The following is a 17,554-nucleotide window of genomic DNA, read 5'->3' as shown; positions in this document are numbered from 1 at the left end:
TTAGTTAATTTGTGCTTAATATGAAAGCACAACATCAGGTTATTTTATCCATTGGAAGTAATCAGGGCGACCGGCTCGAAACAATCAAAAAATGTATTTTGTTTATACATCAGGAAATAGGAACCGTAATCCGGCTGTCCCATGTTTATGAAACGGCTGCCTGGGGTTTTGACAGCGATGCTTTTTATAATTGTGCGTTAGTTTTACACAGTCATCTTTCGGCTCAGGAGGTCCTTTTTAAAGCCTTATCCATTGAACAAAAATTAGGACGCATTCGCAAAAATGAAAGCGGTTATCAATCCCGGGTTATCGATATTGACATGGTAGCTTTTGATGAGGAAATTATCAAAACCGAAGTGCTTAGCATACCGCATCCGTTAATGCAGGATCGAAAGTTTGTTTTGTTGCCTTTTCAGGATTTGCAAATCAACTGGACGCATCCCGTTTTTCATAAGACCATTCCCGAATTAATGGAAGTTTGTCCCGATGAAGGAAATTGCGTTATAGTTGCTTCTTTAGAAAATCCGTTGCAAAATAGTCTGTTCCAAAAGAGGAGATATATTGCCTTTGAAGGAAATATTGGAGCTGGAAAAACAACATTGGCAACTAAAATAGCCGAAGATTTTGAGGGCAACAAACTATTTGAACGGTTTGCAGATAATTCTTTTTTAGAGAAATTTTACAAAGATCAGGAACGCTATGCTTTTTCATTAGAATTATCTTTTTTAGCTGACCGATACGAACAGCTTTCGGAAAATTTAAAACTGTTGAATTTGCAAAATGATTTTCTGGTTGCTGATTACCATGTTTTTAAATCATTGATTTTTGCAAAAGTAACACTGGAAGAACAGGAGTTTTTATTGTATAAAAAATTATTTGAAATTATTCATAAAGAAATGCCCAAGCCGGATTTGTATGTTTATTTGTTACAAAAACCGCAGCAGCTATTAAAAAATATTCAAAAACGAGGACGAAGCTATGAGCAGGGAATTTCGGTTGAATATTTAGAAAAAATTAATGCAGCTTATTTGGATTATCTTAGCCTGCAAACTGATTTAGACATTTTAATTATTGATGTGAGTAACAGGGATTTTGTTAATAACCAAATGGATTATCTTTTTGTTTTAGACGAAATTCAAAAAAGAATTAGTTGTTAAGACTAATTAATTTTAAGTTAGAATATGTAGAACAAAGTAATTTCAACTCCCTCTCCTTTGAAGAGGGTTGGTGGGGGAGGAATTATCTTTTTAAAGAAAAATGACCTCGTTTCTCAGTCTCTGAATCATCAATTTTTAATACATACCAATAATCAGCAGCCGGAAGCATCGTTTTATGATAGGTTCCGTCCCAACCTGGATTGTTACTGTTTAAAATACTGATTAATTTCCCATACCGATCAAATATTTTTACAGATGCTTTGGGGTAAAAACTTAAACCATTAATTTCCCATCGGTCATTAAAAGAGTCGTTGTTAGGAGTGAAAAATTTTGGAACAACTAAAACAATAAATTCTTTAGTCGCTGTGCTACACAAATTGGTTTCTCTGATATAAGCGGTATTCAAACCACTTGGTGCATTAAAAAACACATTGGAGTTTTGATAATTGATACCGTCAATAGAGTATTCAAAATAGCTTTCTTCTTTTTTTGGATAAATCACCACAGTCGTTTCATTGACATCAATATAGTTGATTTCAGGAAGATTGTGTTCAGAAACAATGATAGTTTTTCTACTGCTACAATTGTTTTGATTCGTAATAACTACGGTGTAAGTGCCAGCGGTGTTAACAGTGATTTGTTGTGATGTTGCTCCTGTAGACCATAAATAACGCATTCCTGTTGATGCTGCGTCTAGTTCAGCCTCAGATCCTTTGCATAAAATAACCGTTTCATCAGTAACGTCCGGTTTGGGATATACTATGATGTTTACAGGGATTCTGATTCCGCTGCTGCATCCATTATTAATTCCTTCGGCATAATAAGTGGTATTTTCAGTAAGTGCGGGAGTAGTAAATTGGGCACCTGTTCCTAAAATAATAGTGTCGGTTTCAGAAGCATACCAGTTTATAATTCCGGCATTAGTTGATGCAATTAATGTAGCTTTTTCTGTTTCACATAGTGGTACTGTGGTGGTAGTGATGTTTAACACAGGTATCGTATGGATAGTTGCTGTAACTTCTGTTCTTGAAGAGACACAGTCGGCAACCTGAGCGTAATAAGATGTTGTGGTTGATAAAACCGGAGTTGTAAAGCTTTCAGCAGTTGCTAATAAATTTCCTTCTGCGGGAGCATCATACCAACTTATTGTTCCGGCCGAGGCTGTCGCTTTTAGAGTTACTGAGCCACTACCGCATCTGGAAGCTGGTGTTGTGCCGGTAATTTGTGGTATCGTAAGGGTCGTACTTGCCGAAAGTTGTAAAACAGGATCACCGGGCATCCCGCCATATTCCACAATGTAACCTCTGGGATGGTAATTTCCCGGTGGATCACCTTCATTAGAAAGATCATTCCAGGCTCCGGGTCTTCCGATTACAGGTGCTGTAATATGAGCATAATTTTCCCCATTAGGTTTAAATGCTTGTATGTTGTGATTGGGTTCGTTATTATTCCAATTTGCAAAGAAATCAGGTGCTGTTGCAGTTCCGTTTGATCTTCCTATCCAAAAAGTTCTGCCATTACCCCCGTTTTCAAGACCTTCCGGCCCTGTGACCCATCTCCAGGTACCTTCACTTTGTTCGTCTGTTCCTCCAATCCATCCTGTTCCAGGAGCTTGTGCACCTGCTAATTGAGCTTCATCGGCGGAGGTTAAAGTCGCTAAGTATCCTTGTAAGCCATAATATTTTCGAATACCAGCCTCATATTTCGCGCTTGTCCAGGTGATTCCGTAAGAAGAAACATATTCATAGTAATGACCATTTCGGGGTAAGTAGCTAAGATTTCCAATCCCAATACTGATGGAGAAACTTCTTGATCCGGATGGCGTAGCAGATGAATTGAAAAACTCAACGGCTTCAATAGCTTCTGTAAAATCAGTGTAAGGGATTAAAGCGCCGGAAGGATTGTATAGTTTTAATTTTCCTTCAGAAGGATAAAAAAAACTTTCTATCGAAGGATTTGACGCACTATAAGCATCATTTAATTTTAGAATATCTTGTCCGTTTACATATCCGGAAGCTATTTGAATATAAACTGCGTCTGTAGCAGTTTCTGATGGATCATGAGTGATAATAACATTTTCTGCAATCTTTGTATAAGTTTGCGGACAATAAATAGTGTTTCCGTCTGCTGTTATAGTGGGCGGGTCAATAGCTAGTAGCTTAATACTACTTGAATGACATGGGGTTTTAATAAATAATATTAAAATTATAATATGCAAAAGCTTGGTTCTCATATTATAAAAGTATTGTTTTTTTTGAGATGGGGTTATTTTGCCCAATTTATTTTTTGAAATAAATCCCAAACTACAATTCCGGCACTAACGGAAATATTTAAGGAATGTTTGGTTCCTAATTGCGGAATTTCAATACAGCCATCACATGCGGCTACAGCTTCCTGAGCGACACCGTGAACTTCGTTTCCAAAAACCAATGCATATTTTTGATTTTTTTCAACTTCAAAATTTTGTAAAAAAACCGCACTTTCCACCTGTTCGATAGCCAGTGTGATTACTCCTTGCTGTTTTAAAGTAGTTATAGTATCAATTACATTTTCGTTATGTTCCCAGTTTACGGTCTCAGTTGCTCCTAAGGCTGTTTTATGTATTTCTTTATTTGGAGGTGTTGCAGTGATTCCGCATAAGTATATTTTTTCGATCAAAAAAGCATCTGCTGTTCTAAAAACCGAACCAATGTTGTGCAAACTGCGTACATCGTCCAAAACCAAAATAAGTGGTGTTTTCTCTGATTTTTTAAAATCTTCAATGGATTTGCGTTCTAATTCACTGTTTTCTAGTTTTCTCATTTTTAGAAAGTAATTTATGAAATAAAAAAAGCTTCCGATTTTAGGAAAGGGAAGCTTTTGGTAATTTATGTAATTTAAAAATTAGCTCTTTTTGTCGTTATCAGGAAGTACTGTTCCTTTTATAGTTAAAGTTTTTGTAGGTTGTCCTGCAGCATTAGAAGATACAGTCACTGTTTTTGAAAAAGTACCCACTCTGTCAGTTGCATATTTTACACCAATTACACCTTTAGCTCCCGGAGCAATAGGTTCTTTTGGAGTTGAAGGTACTGTACATCCACATGAACCTACAGCATTTGTGATAATCAAAGGTTTGTTTCCGTTATTTGTGAAAACAAATTCACGCTTTCCGTCTGCATTGTGAGCGATTGTCCCGTAGTCGATAGTTTCGTTTTCAAAAACCATTCCTGCTCCGTTTACTTTTGACATTTTAGTAGCAGTAGCTTTGATTTTTTTTGTTGTTTCTTGTGCTTTAGAAGTAGTAACTCCAAAAACAACCAGTGCAGCAAGTAAAATTATCTTTTTCATTTTAAATTAGTTTTTTGTTTATAGAACAAAACTAAAGAAAAAATCATGCCAATCGCTTAAAATTTCCTTAAAAATATTTTTTAATTTTTGAAGTGGCAGTTATTCGTTATAAAATTTTTAAATTCGCTTTCATAATTTTCTAATAAACTAAACACAATATAAATTGGCATCTAAAGATAAAGTGGTAAAGGAAACCCCGTTAATGAAACAGTATAATGAGATAAAAAGAAAGTATCCGGATGCTTGTTTGTTGTTTAGGGTTGGTGATTTTTATGAAACATTTGGTGAGGATGCTATACGAGCTTCAAAAATATTAGGAATTACATTAACGAAACGTGGTGCAGGTTCTGAAACTGAGACCGCTCTGGCAGGATTTCCACATCATTCTATTAATACTTATTTGCCAAAATTAGTCAAAGCCGGACTTCGCGTTGCTATATGTGATCAGCTGGAAGATCCTAAAATGACTAAAACAATTGTAAAACGCGGTGTGACTGAATTAGTTACTCCCGGTGTTTCTATGAACGATGAAGTTTTACATTCTAAGACTAATAATTTTCTGGCATCGGTTTATTTTACCAGTAAATGCATTGGAATTTCTTTTTTGGATGTTTCTACAGGTGAGTTTTTAACAGCTCAGGGTAATGCTGAGTATATTGATAAGTTATTACAAAATTTCAGTCCTTCGGAGGTTTTGATTCAAAAAAACAATAAAAACGATTTTAAAGTACATTTTGGCGAAGATTTTCATTGTTTTTATTTAGAAGACTGGATTTATAAAGAGGATTATGCTTTTGAAACTTTGACCAAACATTTCCAAACTGTTTCCTTAAAAGGCTTTGGTGTAGAAGAGCTAAAAGAAGGTATTATTGCCTCTGGAGCCATCTTATATTATTTATCCGAAACACAGCATAACAGAGTGCAACATATTACAGCGATTCAGCGTATTGCTGAAGATGCTTATGTGTGGATGGATCGTTTTACGATACGAAATCTCGAATTGTATCATAGTTATAATCCCAATGCGGTTACGCTTCTGGATGTAATTGATAAAACGCTTTCGCCAATGGGCGGGCGTTTGCTAAAGCGCTGGTTGGCCTTGCCGCTAAAAGATATTAAGAAAGTGAAAAGCCGTCACGATGTGGTTTCTTATTTGAAAGAAAATCAGGAGGTGTTGCAAAAAATACAATACCAGGTTAAACAAATTTCCGATTTAGAGCGCTTAATTTCGAAAATTGCTGCCGGAAAGGTTTCTCCTCGTGAAGTGGTTTATTTAAAAGAATCATTGGACGCGATTATTCCTGTAAAAACTTTGGCGCTGGAAAGTCCGCAAGAGGCTGTTAAAGTAATAGGTGATAATTTGCACAGCTGTGATTTGTTGCGTGAAAAAATCAGAACAACTTTAAATCAGGATGCTCCGGTGGCTATTGCTAAAGGAAATGCTATTGCAAAAGGGGTCAATGAAGAATTAGACGAATTGCGTGCAATTTCTACTTCAGGCAAAGAATTTTTAGAAGGAATAGAAAAAAGAGAATCCGAAAGAACAGGGATTTCGTCTTTAAAAATATCTTTTAATAATGTCTTTGGTTATTATATCGAAGTTAGAAATACGCACAAAGATAAGGTTCCCACAGAGTGGATTCGAAAACAAACGCTGGTTAATGCTGAACGTTATATTACCGAAGAGTTAAAAGAATATGAGTCTAAAATTCTGGGAGCCGAAGAGAAAATTCATAAAATAGAAACAGAACTATTTGAGCAATTAGTAGCCTGGATTGCTACTTATATCAAACCTGTTCAGTTGAATGCTAATTTGGTGGCACAATTAGATTGTTTGTGTTCGTTTACACAATTAGCTATTGAAAATAAATATGTTTGTCCGGAACTGGATGAAACTTTCGAATTAGATATTAAGAACGGAAGGCATCCGGTTATTGAGAAACAATTGCCAGTGGGAGTTCCTTACATTGCTAATGATGTTTTCTTAGACAGAGAAACGCAGCAATTAATTATGATTACGGGACCTAATATGTCCGGTAAGTCGGCTATTTTACGTCAAACCGCTTTAATTGTACTCCTGGCTCAAATGGGGAGTTTTGTTCCGGCCGATAGCGTGAAAATGGGAGTTATAGATAAGATATTTACCAGAGTAGGAGCCAGTGATAATATTTCGATGGGAGAATCTACTTTTATGGTCGAAATGAATGAAACCGCTTCAATCCTGAATAATATCTCGGACAGAAGTTTAGTCTTACTGGACGAAATAGGAAGAGGAACGAGTACGTATGACGGAATTTCGATTGCTTGGGCTATTGCCGAATTTTTGCATGAACATCCTTCAAAGCCTAAAACGTTGTTTGCAACGCATTATCATGAGCTGAATGAAATGGGTGAGTCTTTAAAGCGCATTCAGAATTACAATGTTTCGGTGAAAGAGTTAAAGGATAATGTGCTTTTTATTCGAAAATTAGTCAAAGGCGGAAGCGCACATAGTTTTGGTATTCATGTGGCAAAAATGGCAGGAATGCCTCAAATTGTGATTTTGAAAGCACAAAAGATTTTGAAAAAACTGGAAAAAGAGCATTCCAGTGATGCTTTAAACGGAATTAAACCGGAGAAGGAGGAAATGCAAATGAGTTTCTTTAATCTGGATGATCCTTTACTGGAAGAGATAAAAGAAGAGATTTTGAATATAGATATTAATTCGGTTACACCGGTAGAGGCATTGATGAAACTCAACGAAATTAAAAGAATGTTGAGCAGAAAATAATTTTTACTTTTAAAGTAAAGCAAATCAAAAGCTTACTAAAAATATTGAATTTTTTTTCGAAAAAGGCTTGTGTAAGCGGAAAAAAGTCTTAAATTTGCATCCGCAATACACAACAAGTATTGCGGTTCTTTTTAGAAATGAAAATGCGAAAATAGCTCAGCTGGTAGAGCGCGACCTTGCCAAGGTCGAGGTCGCGGGTTCGAGCCCCGTTTTTCGCTCTGCATCACATAATGCTTGGGTGGTGTTCGATTTAATTAACTTTTTTAAAGTTAGTCAAAGAAAACATCGAAAAGTAATGCTCGGATGGTGAAATTGGTAGACACGCTGGACTTAAAATCCAGTGAACAGCAATGTTCGTGCGGGTTCAAGTCCCGCTCTGAGTACAAAGAAAGCTTCAAACTAATGTTTGGAGCTTTTTTTATTTTATATCAAATCAGTTTATTTTTGGATAATCATTGAAATTTGTTGGAGTAGAAAAATATGGGAACTTTTGTTATTAGTAAAAGATTTAGCGGAGATTATAAGTTTGAATTTACTTCAAGAAAAGGGAAAACTATATTTACGAGTAGTGCGTATGAATTAAGGATGGATTGTGAGGCTGATGCGGAGTATTTGCGGTCAGTGTTTGATACTTGTTCGTTTGTGAAATTTAAGACTTCTAAGGGTAAGTTCTTTTTTCGTGTTGTGACGGAAGGCAGGGTTATTGCTGTAAGCAGAAAATACAGTACTGAATTAATGGTTCAGAAAGGAATTGATGAAATAGTAAAATATGGTTCGAAAGCTGAGATATTAGATTTTGCTAATAATGATTTTATATTTGAAGATTAAATTTGCTGATTGTTATAAACAGGAAGAAAATATAAAGTATAAAAAAAGCCGTCACAATGTAACGGCTTATTTTTTACTGTAATTTAAAATTACTCAGCAGCAGGAGCTTCAACAGCAGCAGTATCAACAGCAACAGCAGCAGTGTCAACAGCAACAGCAGCAGTGTCAACAGCTACAGCAGTAGTGTCAGCAGCAACTTCTTCAGCAGGAGCTTCAGCTTTTTTACAAGATACAACAGTTAAAACAGCAACTACAGCTAAACTTAAAAATACTTTTTTCATCTTACTTTATTATAAAAGGTTAATTATTAATTCGAGGCAAAGATATAAAATTTTTGATATGTAAAATATTTTTTCATTTTTTTTTTAAAATATTATTCGTTTATATTTCGAGCCGTAAAATGTAAGTTTTGTATTTAGTATTGAGTTTTTATTGAAAAGATTTTTCTTAAATGGCTGTGAAAAATGTTTCTTCAGCTTGGTTTTTTAGTGTTTTGATTGTGAGTGCTTTATGTTTTTTAAGGCAGGTTTAAGCAGCATATTTATGAATTCTGAAACAGGCGAGTTTGTTTTTTAAGAATAAAATTTTTTTAAACAATGATTTTTGCGATTCAGATAATGTGTTTGTCTTTTCATTTTAGGGGAATAAAAAGGAGATGTGGAAACCTCAAATTTTAATTTTTGTTCCAAAAGTTGTTTTTTTATCTACTCAATTTTACTCAAAATCAGCGGTGTTGCCCCTTTATTTTTATTTACATAGTTATTACAAATACTCCCTTTTTTCTTACGAAGTATTTCGTCTGAAATCAATTTATCTAAATTCTCCGTGAGTTCTTTGTTATTGTTGATGCTGATGCATCCGTCCAGATTAACAAGTGCGGTTGCTTCGGCAAAATGAGAGAAATTAGGACCAATGATTATGGGAACGCCAAATGTTGCTGGTTCTAATATATTATGCACTCCGGGATTGCCAAAACCGCCACCTACATAAGCAATATCAGCATAGCTATATATTTTTGTCAGAATACCAATGGTGTCAATGATGAAAACATCAAAATCAGCCAGATTTTTGTCTTCTTTCTCACTAAAGAGAACGGTTTTTTTATCGATGCTCTTTTCTAATAGCTCAATTTGATCTGTTTTAATATTATGTGGTGCAATGATAAATTTGACGTTTTGAGCGCATGAATTGATGTACTGGATTAATAATTCTTCATCTTTAGGCCATGAACTTCCCACAACAATGGTTAAAGTATCCTTTTTGAATTCAGCAATAAAAGCTAAAGTATTGTCTTTTTCCAGAATAGTGGCTACCCTGTCAAAACGAGTATCTCCTGAAACCAGCACATTTGTTTTACCTAATTGAAGTAATAGTTTTTTTGAATTCTCATTTTGAACAAAAAAGTAACGGAAAGCATTTAATGCATTTCTGTGAAGTTGACCGTACCATTTAAAGAAAATTTGGTTTTCCCGAAATATTCCGGAAATTAAGTAAGCAGGAATATTTAATTTCTTAATTTCATTCAGATAATTCGGCCAATATTCATATTTGATAAAGAAAACCATTTCGGGATGAACGAGTTTCAGGAATTTTTGCGCATTATTTTTGGTGTCTAAAGGCAAATAAACGGTAACATCTGCAACGGCATTGTTTTTACGGACTTCGTAACCGGAAGGAGAAAAGAAAGTCAAAATAATTTTATGTGAAGGATATTTTTCTTTGATTTTTTCGATAACTGGCAAGCCTTGTTCGTACTCTCCCAAGGAGGCAGCATGAAACCAGATGGTTTTGTCGTTGCTGCTTATTTTTTGCGAAAGCGTTTCAAAAACTATTTTTCTTCCTGAGACAAATAGTTTCATTTTTGGGTTGAATAACGCAATGATTTTGAGCAAAAATCCGGCAATTGTAATGATGAAATTGTATAGAAAAAGCATTCGAATAATTTTTGGGGCTAAAATACATTTTCTTTGGCTTAAAATCATTGGTTTGAAATCAATAATACCTATTTTTGTTTCCCTTTTATGAAAGTTTTGTTGTTAGCTATAAGTGTAAAAACAACAGCTTTCTAACTATATAATTAATTTGAAATGAAGAAAATTCAAATGGTTGACTTAAAAAGTCAATATGATAAGATTGCGACTACTGTAAATACTTCTATTCAGGAAGTTTTAGATACGAATACCTATATTAATGGACCTCAGGTACATCAGTTTCAAAAATCATTGGAAGAATATCTGGGTGTAAAACATGTAATTCCGTGTGCTAATGGTACGGATGCTTTGCAAATTGCCATGATGGGATTAGGATTACAGCCCGGAGATGAGGTAATCACTGCCGATTTTACCTTTGCTGCTACTGTTGAAGTTATTGCTTTATTACAGCTTACTCCGGTTTTAGTAGATGTGGATGTGGTGAATATGAATATTTCATTAGAAAGAATCAAAGCTGCCATTACTCCAAAAACCAAAGCAATTGTTCCTGTTCATTTGTTTGGGCGTGCTGCAAATATGGATGCCATTATGGATTTAGCCGCAGCACATAATTTATATGTAATTGAAGATAATGCTCAGGCTATTGGAGCCGATTTTGTTTCTAATCACGGAACAACAGCTAAAGTGGGGACTATTGGTCATGTGGGTGCTACTTCTTTTTTTCCATCTAAAAACCTGGGATGCTATGGAGATGGTGGCGCTATTTTTACAAATGATGATGACTTAGCACATACTATTCGCGGAATTGTGAATCACGGAATGTATGAGCGTTATCACCATGATGTAGTAGGGGTAAATTCAAGATTAGACAGTATTCAGGCTGCGGTTTTAAATGCTAAATTGCCTTTGCTGAATGATTATAACACAGCGCGTCGTACAGCGGCAGCCAAATATAATACTGCTTTGGCGGGTCATGTAAATATTGTTACGCCTTCCTTTGATAGTAACCTAAACAATCATGTTTTTCATCAATATACATTAAGAATTATTGATGCAGACAGAAATGCATTGCTGCAACATTTATTGAATAAAGGCATTCCTTGTGCTATTTATTACCCAATTCCGTTGCATTCGCAAAAAGCTTATGCTGATTCACGTTACAAAGAAGAAGATTTTCCGGTAACCAATCAGTTAGTACAAGAAGTGATTTCGCTTCCTATGCACACTGAATTAGAGGATGAGCAAATTGAGTTTATTACAGCTAGTATTTTAGAATTTTTAGATAAATAATCATGAAAAAGTATTTTTTATGGCTTGCCTTGGTATTGATTTCGTTTTCGAATCAGGCACAAACAAAAAGTGTTTCTAATGAAGAAACAGCGGTTGCAAATAAAGTAGAAGCTTTTCGTAAAGCGCTAATTGATCCAACAGAAAGCAACTTGAAAGCTTTGACTTCAAAGGATTTAAGTTACGGACATTCCAGTGGAGTACTTCAGAATCAGGAAGTTTTTATTGAAAAATTACTGAATAAAGAATCGGATTTTGTAACCATAGAATTTCAAAACCAAACAATCCAAATCATTGGTGATGTGGCTGTAGTAAGACATCATCTGGCAGCACATACTAAAGATAGTGGTGTTGAAAAAGACATTAAAATTGGTATTATGTTAGTTTGGCAAAAACAAAAAGGAAAATGGCTGCTAATAGCCAGACAAGCTTTTAAACTGCCACAATAAGATACATTTTTACAGCGAAAAATCCCAAATTGTCAAAATAGATAGTTTGGGATTTTTTGCTTTAAAGTATTAGTTGTAAATTCGTTAGAAGAAAAAATAAGATTATGAATGCTAAAGGAAAAAAATCTAAAATAGATAAAGCTGAAGAACCAGCTGTTAATTATGAGGTTTCTAAACCGGAACAGCAAGGTATCGATCATGCAACATTTGATTTTGATGCTGAATTTGCAAATGGATACACTCCGGAAGAAGCAAAGGCAGAATCAATAAGACGTATTAGAGAATGGTGGGGAAAATAAAGATAATTATTACTCCCAAAGTTATTATTTATCTGGATGATTTAGTTCAAATATTGTATAAAAAAGAGTATTTTGGATTTATTGAATCCGCTGAAGATTATGTGTCAAAGATTTATGATATTCTTGATGAGAATATCAAATTAAGTACACACAAAACGACACCTCAAAAATTAAAATACTTAGGGTCTAATTATATTTTTTATAAATCCAATAAAAGAACCACTTGGTATATTTTCTTCGAAAAAAAGAATAGTAATTACTTAGTTACAGGGATTATTAACAACCATTGTGAACAAGCGAAGAATTTATAAAAAAATCCCAAATTGTCAAAAGAGATAATTTGGGATTTTTTGTTTGCTTACTCTTTAGCTGCTTCTTTTAATTTGTCAGCGGCTTTATCCAGATTTTGTGCTCCTTTTTCAAGTAATTTTCCGGTTTTAGATTGGGTTGTATCAATAGCTTTTTCCAATTTTTGAGATACAGTATCTAATTTTTGCTCTAATTCATCCCCCACTGCTTGATGAGCTTCTTCAATCTTATCTTTTGTTTTGTCCTGGCAAGAAACCAATGCAACCGCCATAAAAGCCATTGCTAAAATCGTTTTTTTCATTTTGTGTTTTTATTTAATGATTGTTTGTTTAATTCTGTCTTCCAAATGTAAAAAAAATCCTTTACAGTGCACGGAAAATTCTTATTATAAAACTAATTCAGTATATAATTTTTCGAAAGTTTTATCTAAATCAGTACTGAATCCTGAATGCGGTCTTGAGGTTTGAATACTGGAACTTTTAATAGCTGTAAGCCATCTAAAGCGTTCGTCTTTTTCAAATTGAGCGATAGGACCCGCATTTTTTTTGCCTTCGCAAATGGCTACAAAAGAATCCAGATTTATTTTGAGTTGGTCCAAATCGAATTCTTTGCAAAAAGCACTGATTTTATTAACAGGAATGTGATATTTAATGCGTAAATATTTCTGACGCTTGCAATAAAGCATCAAACCTACATTTACGAATTCTTCGCGTTCTACTCTTGGTACCACACGAATGACAGCATAATCATATAAGTGTTGTTCGTGCATCCTGAGCTTGTTTTAAAAAGATTTCGGCGTTTTGTAAGCGTAAGCTTAAAAATTGAAAATAGATTGCTTTAATTTCGTCGGCAGTTATTGCTTGGTCTTCCCATTGCAGCCAGTCTTCCGGAATTTGATTTACAATTTCGCTTAGAATCGAATCATTCAATGCTGAAATACATTGCTGATGCGCTTCTTCCAGTTTTGAAGCCTTTGGTAATAAAACATGATCTTTGATTAACGCAAATGGCGTTACGGCTGTTTTTTCCCAGTTAATCCAGGAGTGATGAAAATAAAACGAAGCACCATGGTCAATTAACCAAAGTTCTTTTTTCCAGATTAAAAGATTGGTATTTTTAAAAGTCCGATCAACATTGGTAATAAATGCATCCAGCCATACAATTTTTGACGCCAGTAAAGCTTCACAATCATTGGCGGCAGCATCATACGTAATGGCTCCGGATAAATAATGCAACCCTAAATTTAATCCCTGGCTGAATTTTAATAAATCCTGAATTTCTTCATCGGCTTCTGTTCTGCCAAAGGCTTCATCCAGTTGCGCAAAAACCAATTCAGGAACGGGTAAGCCTAAAATTTTTGCAATTTGACCACCTAAAAACTCAGCAATCAACGCTTTGACACCATGACCTGCACCTCTGAATTTTAATACGTATTTAAAATCATCATCGGCTTCCGCCAAAGCAGGTAATGAGCCACCTTCCCGTAGCGGAGTGATGTATCGGGTAACGTTTACGGTTCGTAAATTTAAATCCATAGAAAGAAATTCTTAAAAACAAAGATAGCTAATACCAGTTGTTATTTCATAATAGCCAATTTCTTTTTCGAAACAAAAAACCCTCACAAAACTAAGTTCATGAGGATTCTATGATAGTACTGTTTTCTGTAATCTAAAATCTGCAATCTAATGTCTAATTAAGCATTTGCAGTAGCTGCTTCTTTATCAATTTTTCCAATTAGTCCGGCTAATACTTTTCCGGGACCAACTTCGGTAAATAAAGTAGCACCATCAGCAATCATTTGTTGAACCGATTGTGTCCATTTTACAGGAGCAGTCAACTGAATAATTAAGTTTTTCTTGATTTCGTTAGCATCCGAGACCGCACTTGCAGTTACGTTTTGATAAACCGGACAAATAGGAGTTGCAAAAGTAGTTGCTTCAATAGCTGCAGCCAGTTCTTCTCTTGCCGGTTCCATCATAGGCGAGTGGAAAGCACCACCTACAGGCAATAATAAAGCACGTTTAGCACCTGCTTCTTTCATTTTTTCGCAGGCTAATTCTACTGCTTTAAATTCACCTGAAATTACTAATTGTCCCGGACAGTTGTAGTTTGCAGCAACCACAACACCATCGATAGAAGCACAAACTTCTTCTACAATGTTATCAGCTAATCCTAAAACGGCAGCCATTGTGGAAGGAGTGATTTCGCAGGCTTTTTGCATTGCTAAAGCACGTTGAGAAACTAATTTTAATCCGTCTTCAAAAGACAAAACACCATTAGCCACTAAAGCTGAAAATTCTCCTAAAGAATGTCCTGCTACCATTTCCGGTTTGAAATCTTCTAATGTTTTAGCTAAAATTACCGAGTGTAAAAATACAGCCGGTTGTGTCACTTTAGTTTCTTTCAACTCTTCGGCAGTTCCTTCAAACATGATATCTGTAATACGGAAACCTAATATTTCGTTTGCTTTTTCGAATAATTCTTTAGCTAATGGAGCGTTTTCATATAAGTCTTTGCCCATTCCTGTAAACTGTGCTCCCTGACCCGGAAATACGTATGCCTTCATATTTTTTAATTTAAAAGATTAACCCTTCGACTGTGCTCAGGGTGACATGGTTTAAAAGATTGAAAAATTACATTCAATCGGGATGCAAAAGTAGTATTTTTTTAGGATTTATCAGGAAAGATAAAAACGGCTAAACTTCGATACGAAATTTAGCCGTTTTTATGTTAAAAAGAGTTGATGTTAATCTTACTCCTGGATTAATTGTACTTCAATGTTTAAACGTACTTCTTCACCTACCAGAACACCTCCTGTTTCAAGAGCAGAATTCCAGTTTAATCCCCAGTCTTTTCGGTTTATTTTACCGGAGATATTCAATCCTGCTTTCGTATTCCCCCATGGATCTTTCATGAATCCGCTAAATTCAGTTGCCAGTGTAACCGGTTTACTTACGCCTCTTATACTTAAATCACCGGTTAATTTATAATCATCTCCATCTTTAGTAACCGAAGTAGATTTAAAAGTCAGTTTTGGATGGTTTTCTGCATCAAAAAAATCACCGCTTTTCAAATGATCATCTCTGTCTGCATTGTTAGTGCTGATGGAATTAATGTCAGCCGAAAATTCGATAGTCGCATTTTCAAAATTATCGTCTTCAGTAGTAACTGATGCTTCATAAGTATCAAATTTTCCTGAAACATTTGTAAACATCATGTGTTTTACTTTAAATCCAATTTCTGAATGTGTAGGGTCAATTGCCCATTTAATTGTTGCCATAATTTTTATGTTTTTAATTACTATTTCATTTTGATATTACAAATTTACAGCAACGATAAGGAAGCAGCACTTAACCTAGATTAAGAAATAAAAAACAGATAGTTATGCCTGTGATACTATCTGTTTTTATATTGATTTAAACCAAATGTTTTATTAGAGAACAAAATACGGGTTTTTCTCCAGGCGAATATCCTGAAGCTCCGTTTCTGATTTTTTATTCGAAAACTCAAATTCATCACGGAATTCATGAACCATCTGGATTAAGTTTTTTTCAATAGTTCCACAAATAGTAGTCATAGGAGTATCTGTTGGTTTATTTTCAAACGGATCCTGCAAATGAATTGCCATTTTTTCGATAAGAAAAAACGCAGCTCCAATTGTTGTTACTAATGGAATTTGCAACCAGCCTAATAAGTCAGTTAAAGAAAAAGGCAATAAGATAATAAAAAGACAAAGTGTGAATCTCATATACATACTGTAAGTGGTGGGAAATATGGTGTTTTTTATTCGCTCGCATTTCCCCATATAATCACATAAACGGGTAAGTGTATTGTCAATTTCTACCTGTTGATAAGTATTGATTTTTTCGTTTTCATAGGCTTTTTTCAAATCTTTTGAGTGTAACATTAAGATGGCATTAGGCACATGCTTGTGTTTTTTTACATATTGAAAATCATTTTCGTTTAGAATTTTCTTAATCGGTTTGTAAGGATCTTTTTCTCTAAGCGACTGGCTCAGACTATAACACCAGGCAACCTGCCTTTTGGCAAAATTTTCTTTAAAATCATTAGCCTCTACCGAAAAATCAGGATCTTTGTAGAAAGTAGTAACCTGTCGTATCAATGTTCGGGAGTCATTAACGATAGCACCCCAGACAATTCGGGCTTCCCACCAGCGATCATAAGCCTGATTAGATTTGAATGCAAGTAATAATGAAATAATAGTTCCCACAATTGTAGGAATGGCAATAGGAATATTTATGGCCTCATTATCATAATACGTATTAAATGCTTCAAAGGTTATGGCGTATAAAATGACCAGAAAAAGCTCCGTTTTAATTTTTCCCAAAACATATTTCATCGGGATTTTCTTTTTTAATAACATGCTTTTCTTTTTATAATTAATAATTTTTATATACTACGCAATTTCTTCATACAGCGATAAAATAGGTAATCCAAAATCTTCGGTGGTATTTATGTTCTTCTTTCTAAGTTTAATCTTTTTTGGTTTTCGGGTTTCTATTAAAAGATTGATTTTGTTCTTAGTAATGGCTTCATTTAGCAATAATTCAAGATCTTCAGGATTTTGATCATTAAAAATTTTAGCCTGACTTACAATTCTGAAATCAAAATGAGCCGGGATTAGTTCTTGTAAATCTTCAATTTGTAATCTGGATTTTGTTTGCTCCAGATACATCGCTTTCGTCAAATCCTGTTCTTCAAAATTAGAGCTTAGATGTAAAATGGGATTTTTACAATTACTGAGAATTTGTACAAACTGATTGTGGATTCTTTTTTCAGCATTTCTGTAAGAAGGAGTAAGGATGGTTAAGTCGATACCCAGATGCTCAATTAAATTTTTTACCAAAGGAGTCGAAATCCCATATTGATAATGGATTTTAAGACTGCAATTTTGCGAAATAGTAACCAGTTCTCTGCAATATTCCAATACATTTTTTTGTGAAGCAGTCAGCTCACTTTTCATGTTTCTCAGGAAAGTGGCAGTAGAATAAGTATCAGGAATTTCACTAACTAAAGCCAGGAATAAGGTACAGCTTTTACCTTTAGATTGCTGAATAGCAACTTTAACGGCATTTATAGTATCTAATTCTAAAGTGGAGGGTATCAATAAATTTTTCATATGTATTATTTAAGTATACATACAAAATAAGTTGTTGAGTATTAGAATGCTCTTTGA

Annotated in this window: 19 protein-coding genes and 2 tRNA genes; 9 read left to right on the top strand and 12 right to left on the bottom strand. The window is 34.6% G+C overall.

Features of this window, described 5'->3' with window-relative positions; all coding sequences use genetic code 11:
- The first annotated feature begins 20 nt into the window (after positions 1-20).
- Positions 21-1,157 (top strand): 2-amino-4-hydroxy-6-hydroxymethyldihydropteridine diphosphokinase, encoded by a 1,137-nt coding sequence (gene folK / locus BUB89_RS02235; RefSeq protein ID WP_073241429.1) that lies wholly within the window; start codon positions 21-23, stop codon positions 1,155-1,157.
- Between the two features lie 82 nt (positions 1,158-1,239).
- Here folK and BUB89_RS02230 read toward each other — a convergent pair whose 3' ends face one another.
- From BUB89_RS02230 to BUB89_RS02220, 3 genes are all read right to left on the bottom strand, one after another.
- Positions 1,240-3,390 carry an Ig-like domain-containing protein gene (locus tag BUB89_RS02230; protein ID WP_141384488.1) on the bottom strand — a complete coding sequence of 717 codons (2,151 nt, stop codon included), beginning with the start codon at positions 3,388-3,390 and terminating at the stop codon, positions 1,240-1,242.
- 32 nt (positions 3,391-3,422) lie between these two features.
- Complete coding sequence (locus BUB89_RS02225; RefSeq protein WP_073241425.1) at positions 3,423-3,959, bottom strand: RNA methyltransferase; 537 nt, start codon at positions 3,957-3,959, stop codon at positions 3,423-3,425.
- 81 nt (positions 3,960-4,040) lie between these two features.
- On the bottom strand, positions 4,041-4,484 hold the full coding sequence (locus BUB89_RS02220) for a DUF1573 domain-containing protein (RefSeq protein ID WP_073241423.1): 444 nt from the start codon (positions 4,482-4,484) through the stop codon (positions 4,041-4,043).
- 163 nt (positions 4,485-4,647) lie between these two features.
- Here BUB89_RS02220 and mutS point away from each other — a divergent pair, with 163 nt between their 5' ends.
- From mutS to BUB89_RS02200, 4 genes are all read left to right on the top strand, one after another.
- Entirely contained in the window at positions 4,648-7,254 is a 2,607-nt protein-coding gene (gene mutS / locus BUB89_RS02215; protein ID WP_073241421.1) for a DNA mismatch repair protein MutS, read from the top strand.
- A gap of 145 nt (positions 7,255-7,399) precedes the next feature.
- A tRNA-Gly gene (locus BUB89_RS02210) sits at positions 7,400-7,472 on the top strand.
- A gap of 79 nt (positions 7,473-7,551) precedes the next feature.
- Positions 7,552-7,637 (top strand) — tRNA-Leu (locus BUB89_RS02205).
- Between the two features lie 97 nt (positions 7,638-7,734).
- Complete coding sequence (locus BUB89_RS02200) at positions 7,735-8,082, top strand: YegP family protein (protein WP_073241419.1); 348 nt, start codon at positions 7,735-7,737, stop codon at positions 8,080-8,082.
- Between the two features lie 89 nt (positions 8,083-8,171).
- On the opposite strand, the gene BUB89_RS02195 is transcribed toward BUB89_RS02200, so the two are convergent.
- Together BUB89_RS02195 and BUB89_RS02190 are read right to left on the bottom strand one after the other, a co-directional pair.
- The gene (locus BUB89_RS02195; protein WP_073241417.1) at positions 8,172-8,363 is read right to left on the bottom strand and encodes a hypothetical protein; all 192 of its coding nucleotides are present in this window, start codon (positions 8,361-8,363) and stop codon (positions 8,172-8,174) included.
- A 423-nt stretch (positions 8,364-8,786) separates the two neighbouring features.
- Positions 8,787-10,016, bottom strand: coding sequence for a 3-deoxy-D-manno-octulosonic acid transferase (locus BUB89_RS02190; RefSeq protein WP_073241849.1), 1,230 nt, complete (start codon positions 10,014-10,016; stop codon positions 8,787-8,789).
- Between the two features lie 153 nt (positions 10,017-10,169).
- Between BUB89_RS02190 and BUB89_RS02185 the strand changes: the two genes are divergently transcribed.
- From BUB89_RS02185 to BUB89_RS02170, 4 genes are all read left to right on the top strand, one after another.
- Positions 10,170-11,303 (top strand): DegT/DnrJ/EryC1/StrS family aminotransferase, encoded by a 1,134-nt coding sequence (locus tag BUB89_RS02185; protein WP_073241415.1) that lies wholly within the window; start codon positions 10,170-10,172, stop codon positions 11,301-11,303.
- A 2-nt stretch (positions 11,304-11,305) separates the two neighbouring features.
- On the top strand, positions 11,306-11,749 hold the full coding sequence (locus BUB89_RS02180; protein WP_073241413.1) for a nuclear transport factor 2 family protein: 444 nt from the start codon (positions 11,306-11,308) through the stop codon (positions 11,747-11,749).
- 104 nt (positions 11,750-11,853) lie between these two features.
- Entirely contained in the window at positions 11,854-12,048 is a 195-nt protein-coding gene (locus BUB89_RS02175; protein ID WP_073241411.1) for a hypothetical protein, read from the top strand.
- Positions 12,033-12,359 (top strand): hypothetical protein, encoded by a 327-nt coding sequence (locus BUB89_RS02170; protein WP_073241409.1) that lies wholly within the window; start codon positions 12,033-12,035, stop codon positions 12,357-12,359. Before BUB89_RS02175 ends, BUB89_RS02170 begins: the two co-directional genes overlap by 16 nt.
- A gap of 47 nt (positions 12,360-12,406) precedes the next feature.
- On the opposite strand, the gene BUB89_RS02165 is transcribed toward BUB89_RS02170, so the two are convergent.
- The 7 genes from BUB89_RS02165 to BUB89_RS02135 all read right to left on the bottom strand — a co-directional run bounded on the left by BUB89_RS02165 (position 12,407) and on the right by BUB89_RS02135 (position 17,497).
- Positions 12,407-12,658, bottom strand: coding sequence for a hypothetical protein (locus BUB89_RS02165; protein ID WP_073241407.1), 252 nt, complete (start codon positions 12,656-12,658; stop codon positions 12,407-12,409).
- Between the two features lie 84 nt (positions 12,659-12,742).
- Positions 12,743-13,126, bottom strand: coding sequence for a DUF3037 domain-containing protein (locus tag BUB89_RS02160; RefSeq protein WP_073241405.1), 384 nt, complete (start codon positions 13,124-13,126; stop codon positions 12,743-12,745).
- Entirely contained in the window at positions 13,104-13,892 is a 789-nt protein-coding gene (locus tag BUB89_RS02155) for a HipA family kinase (protein ID WP_073241403.1), read from the bottom strand. Before BUB89_RS02155 ends, BUB89_RS02160 begins: the two co-directional genes overlap by 23 nt.
- A 158-nt stretch (positions 13,893-14,050) precedes the next feature.
- Positions 14,051-14,923: an ACP S-malonyltransferase gene (gene fabD, locus BUB89_RS02150; protein ID WP_073241401.1), complete on the bottom strand. Its 873-nt coding sequence runs from the start codon at positions 14,921-14,923 to the stop codon at positions 14,051-14,053.
- 186 nt (positions 14,924-15,109) lie between these two features.
- Positions 15,110-15,637 (bottom strand): YceI family protein, encoded by a 528-nt coding sequence (locus BUB89_RS02145; RefSeq protein WP_073241399.1) that lies wholly within the window; start codon positions 15,635-15,637, stop codon positions 15,110-15,112.
- A 153-nt stretch (positions 15,638-15,790) separates the two neighbouring features.
- The gene (locus BUB89_RS02140) at positions 15,791-16,717 is read right to left on the bottom strand and encodes a bestrophin family protein (protein ID WP_234982502.1); all 927 of its coding nucleotides are present in this window, start codon (positions 16,715-16,717) and stop codon (positions 15,791-15,793) included.
- Between the two features lie 57 nt (positions 16,718-16,774).
- On the bottom strand, positions 16,775-17,497 hold the full coding sequence (locus tag BUB89_RS02135; RefSeq protein ID WP_073241395.1) for a hypothetical protein: 723 nt from the start codon (positions 17,495-17,497) through the stop codon (positions 16,775-16,777).
- Between the last annotated feature and the right edge of the window lie 57 nt (positions 17,498-17,554).

The organism is Flavobacterium flevense, from assembly GCF_900142775.1.
In the GTDB taxonomy this organism is placed as follows: Bacteria; Bacteroidota; Bacteroidia; order Flavobacteriales; family Flavobacteriaceae; genus Flavobacterium; species Flavobacterium flevense.
Note: the sequence above shows the minus strand (reverse complement) of the source record. Positions and strands in the feature narration are given on the sequence as shown.

What these genes read in the sequence shown, in the direction of transcription:
- BUB89_RS02170 (WP_073241409.1), top strand. Translation starts at nt 12,033, where the DNA reads ATGGTGGGGAAAATAAAGATAATTATTACTCCCAAAGTTATTATTTAT.
- fabD (WP_073241401.1), bottom strand. Translation starts at nt 14,923, where the DNA reads ATGAAGGCATACGTATTTCCGGGTCAGGGAGCACAGTTTACAGGAATG.
- folK (WP_073241429.1), top strand. Translation starts at nt 21, where the DNA reads ATGAAAGCACAACATCAGGTTATTTTATCCATTGGAAGTAATCAGGGC.
- BUB89_RS02135 (WP_073241395.1), bottom strand. Translation starts at nt 17,497, where the DNA reads ATGAAAAATTTATTGATACCCTCCACTTTAGAATTAGATACTATAAAT.
- BUB89_RS02185 (WP_073241415.1), top strand. Translation starts at nt 10,170, where the DNA reads ATGAAGAAAATTCAAATGGTTGACTTAAAAAGTCAATATGATAAGATT.
- BUB89_RS02195 (WP_073241417.1), bottom strand. Translation starts at nt 8,363, where the DNA reads ATGAAAAAAGTATTTTTAAGTTTAGCTGTAGTTGCTGTTTTAACTGTT.
- BUB89_RS02175 (WP_073241411.1), top strand. Translation starts at nt 11,854, where the DNA reads ATGAATGCTAAAGGAAAAAAATCTAAAATAGATAAAGCTGAAGAACCA.
- BUB89_RS02220 (WP_073241423.1), bottom strand. Translation starts at nt 4,484, where the DNA reads ATGAAAAAGATAATTTTACTTGCTGCACTGGTTGTTTTTGGAGTTACT.
- BUB89_RS02180 (WP_073241413.1), top strand. Translation starts at nt 11,306, where the DNA reads ATGAAAAAGTATTTTTTATGGCTTGCCTTGGTATTGATTTCGTTTTCG.
- BUB89_RS02160 (WP_073241405.1), bottom strand. Translation starts at nt 13,126, where the DNA reads ATGCACGAACAACACTTATATGATTATGCTGTCATTCGTGTGGTACCA.
- BUB89_RS02225 (WP_073241425.1), bottom strand. Translation starts at nt 3,959, where the DNA reads ATGAGAAAACTAGAAAACAGTGAATTAGAACGCAAATCCATTGAAGAT.
- BUB89_RS02230 (WP_141384488.1), bottom strand. Translation starts at nt 3,390, where the DNA reads ATGAGAACCAAGCTTTTGCATATTATAATTTTAATATTATTTATTAAA.
- BUB89_RS02145 (WP_073241399.1), bottom strand. Translation starts at nt 15,637, where the DNA reads ATGGCAACAATTAAATGGGCAATTGACCCTACACATTCAGAAATTGGA.
- BUB89_RS02165 (WP_073241407.1), bottom strand. Translation starts at nt 12,658, where the DNA reads ATGAAAAAAACGATTTTAGCAATGGCTTTTATGGCGGTTGCATTGGTT.
- BUB89_RS02200 (WP_073241419.1), top strand. Translation starts at nt 7,735, where the DNA reads ATGGGAACTTTTGTTATTAGTAAAAGATTTAGCGGAGATTATAAGTTT.
- BUB89_RS02155 (WP_073241403.1), bottom strand. Translation starts at nt 13,892, where the DNA reads ATGGATTTAAATTTACGAACCGTAAACGTTACCCGATACATCACTCCG.
- BUB89_RS02190 (WP_073241849.1), bottom strand. Translation starts at nt 10,016, where the DNA reads ATGCTTTTTCTATACAATTTCATCATTACAATTGCCGGATTTTTGCTC.
- BUB89_RS02140 (WP_234982502.1), bottom strand. Translation starts at nt 16,717, where the DNA reads ATGAAATATGTTTTGGGAAAAATTAAAACGGAGCTTTTTCTGGTCATT.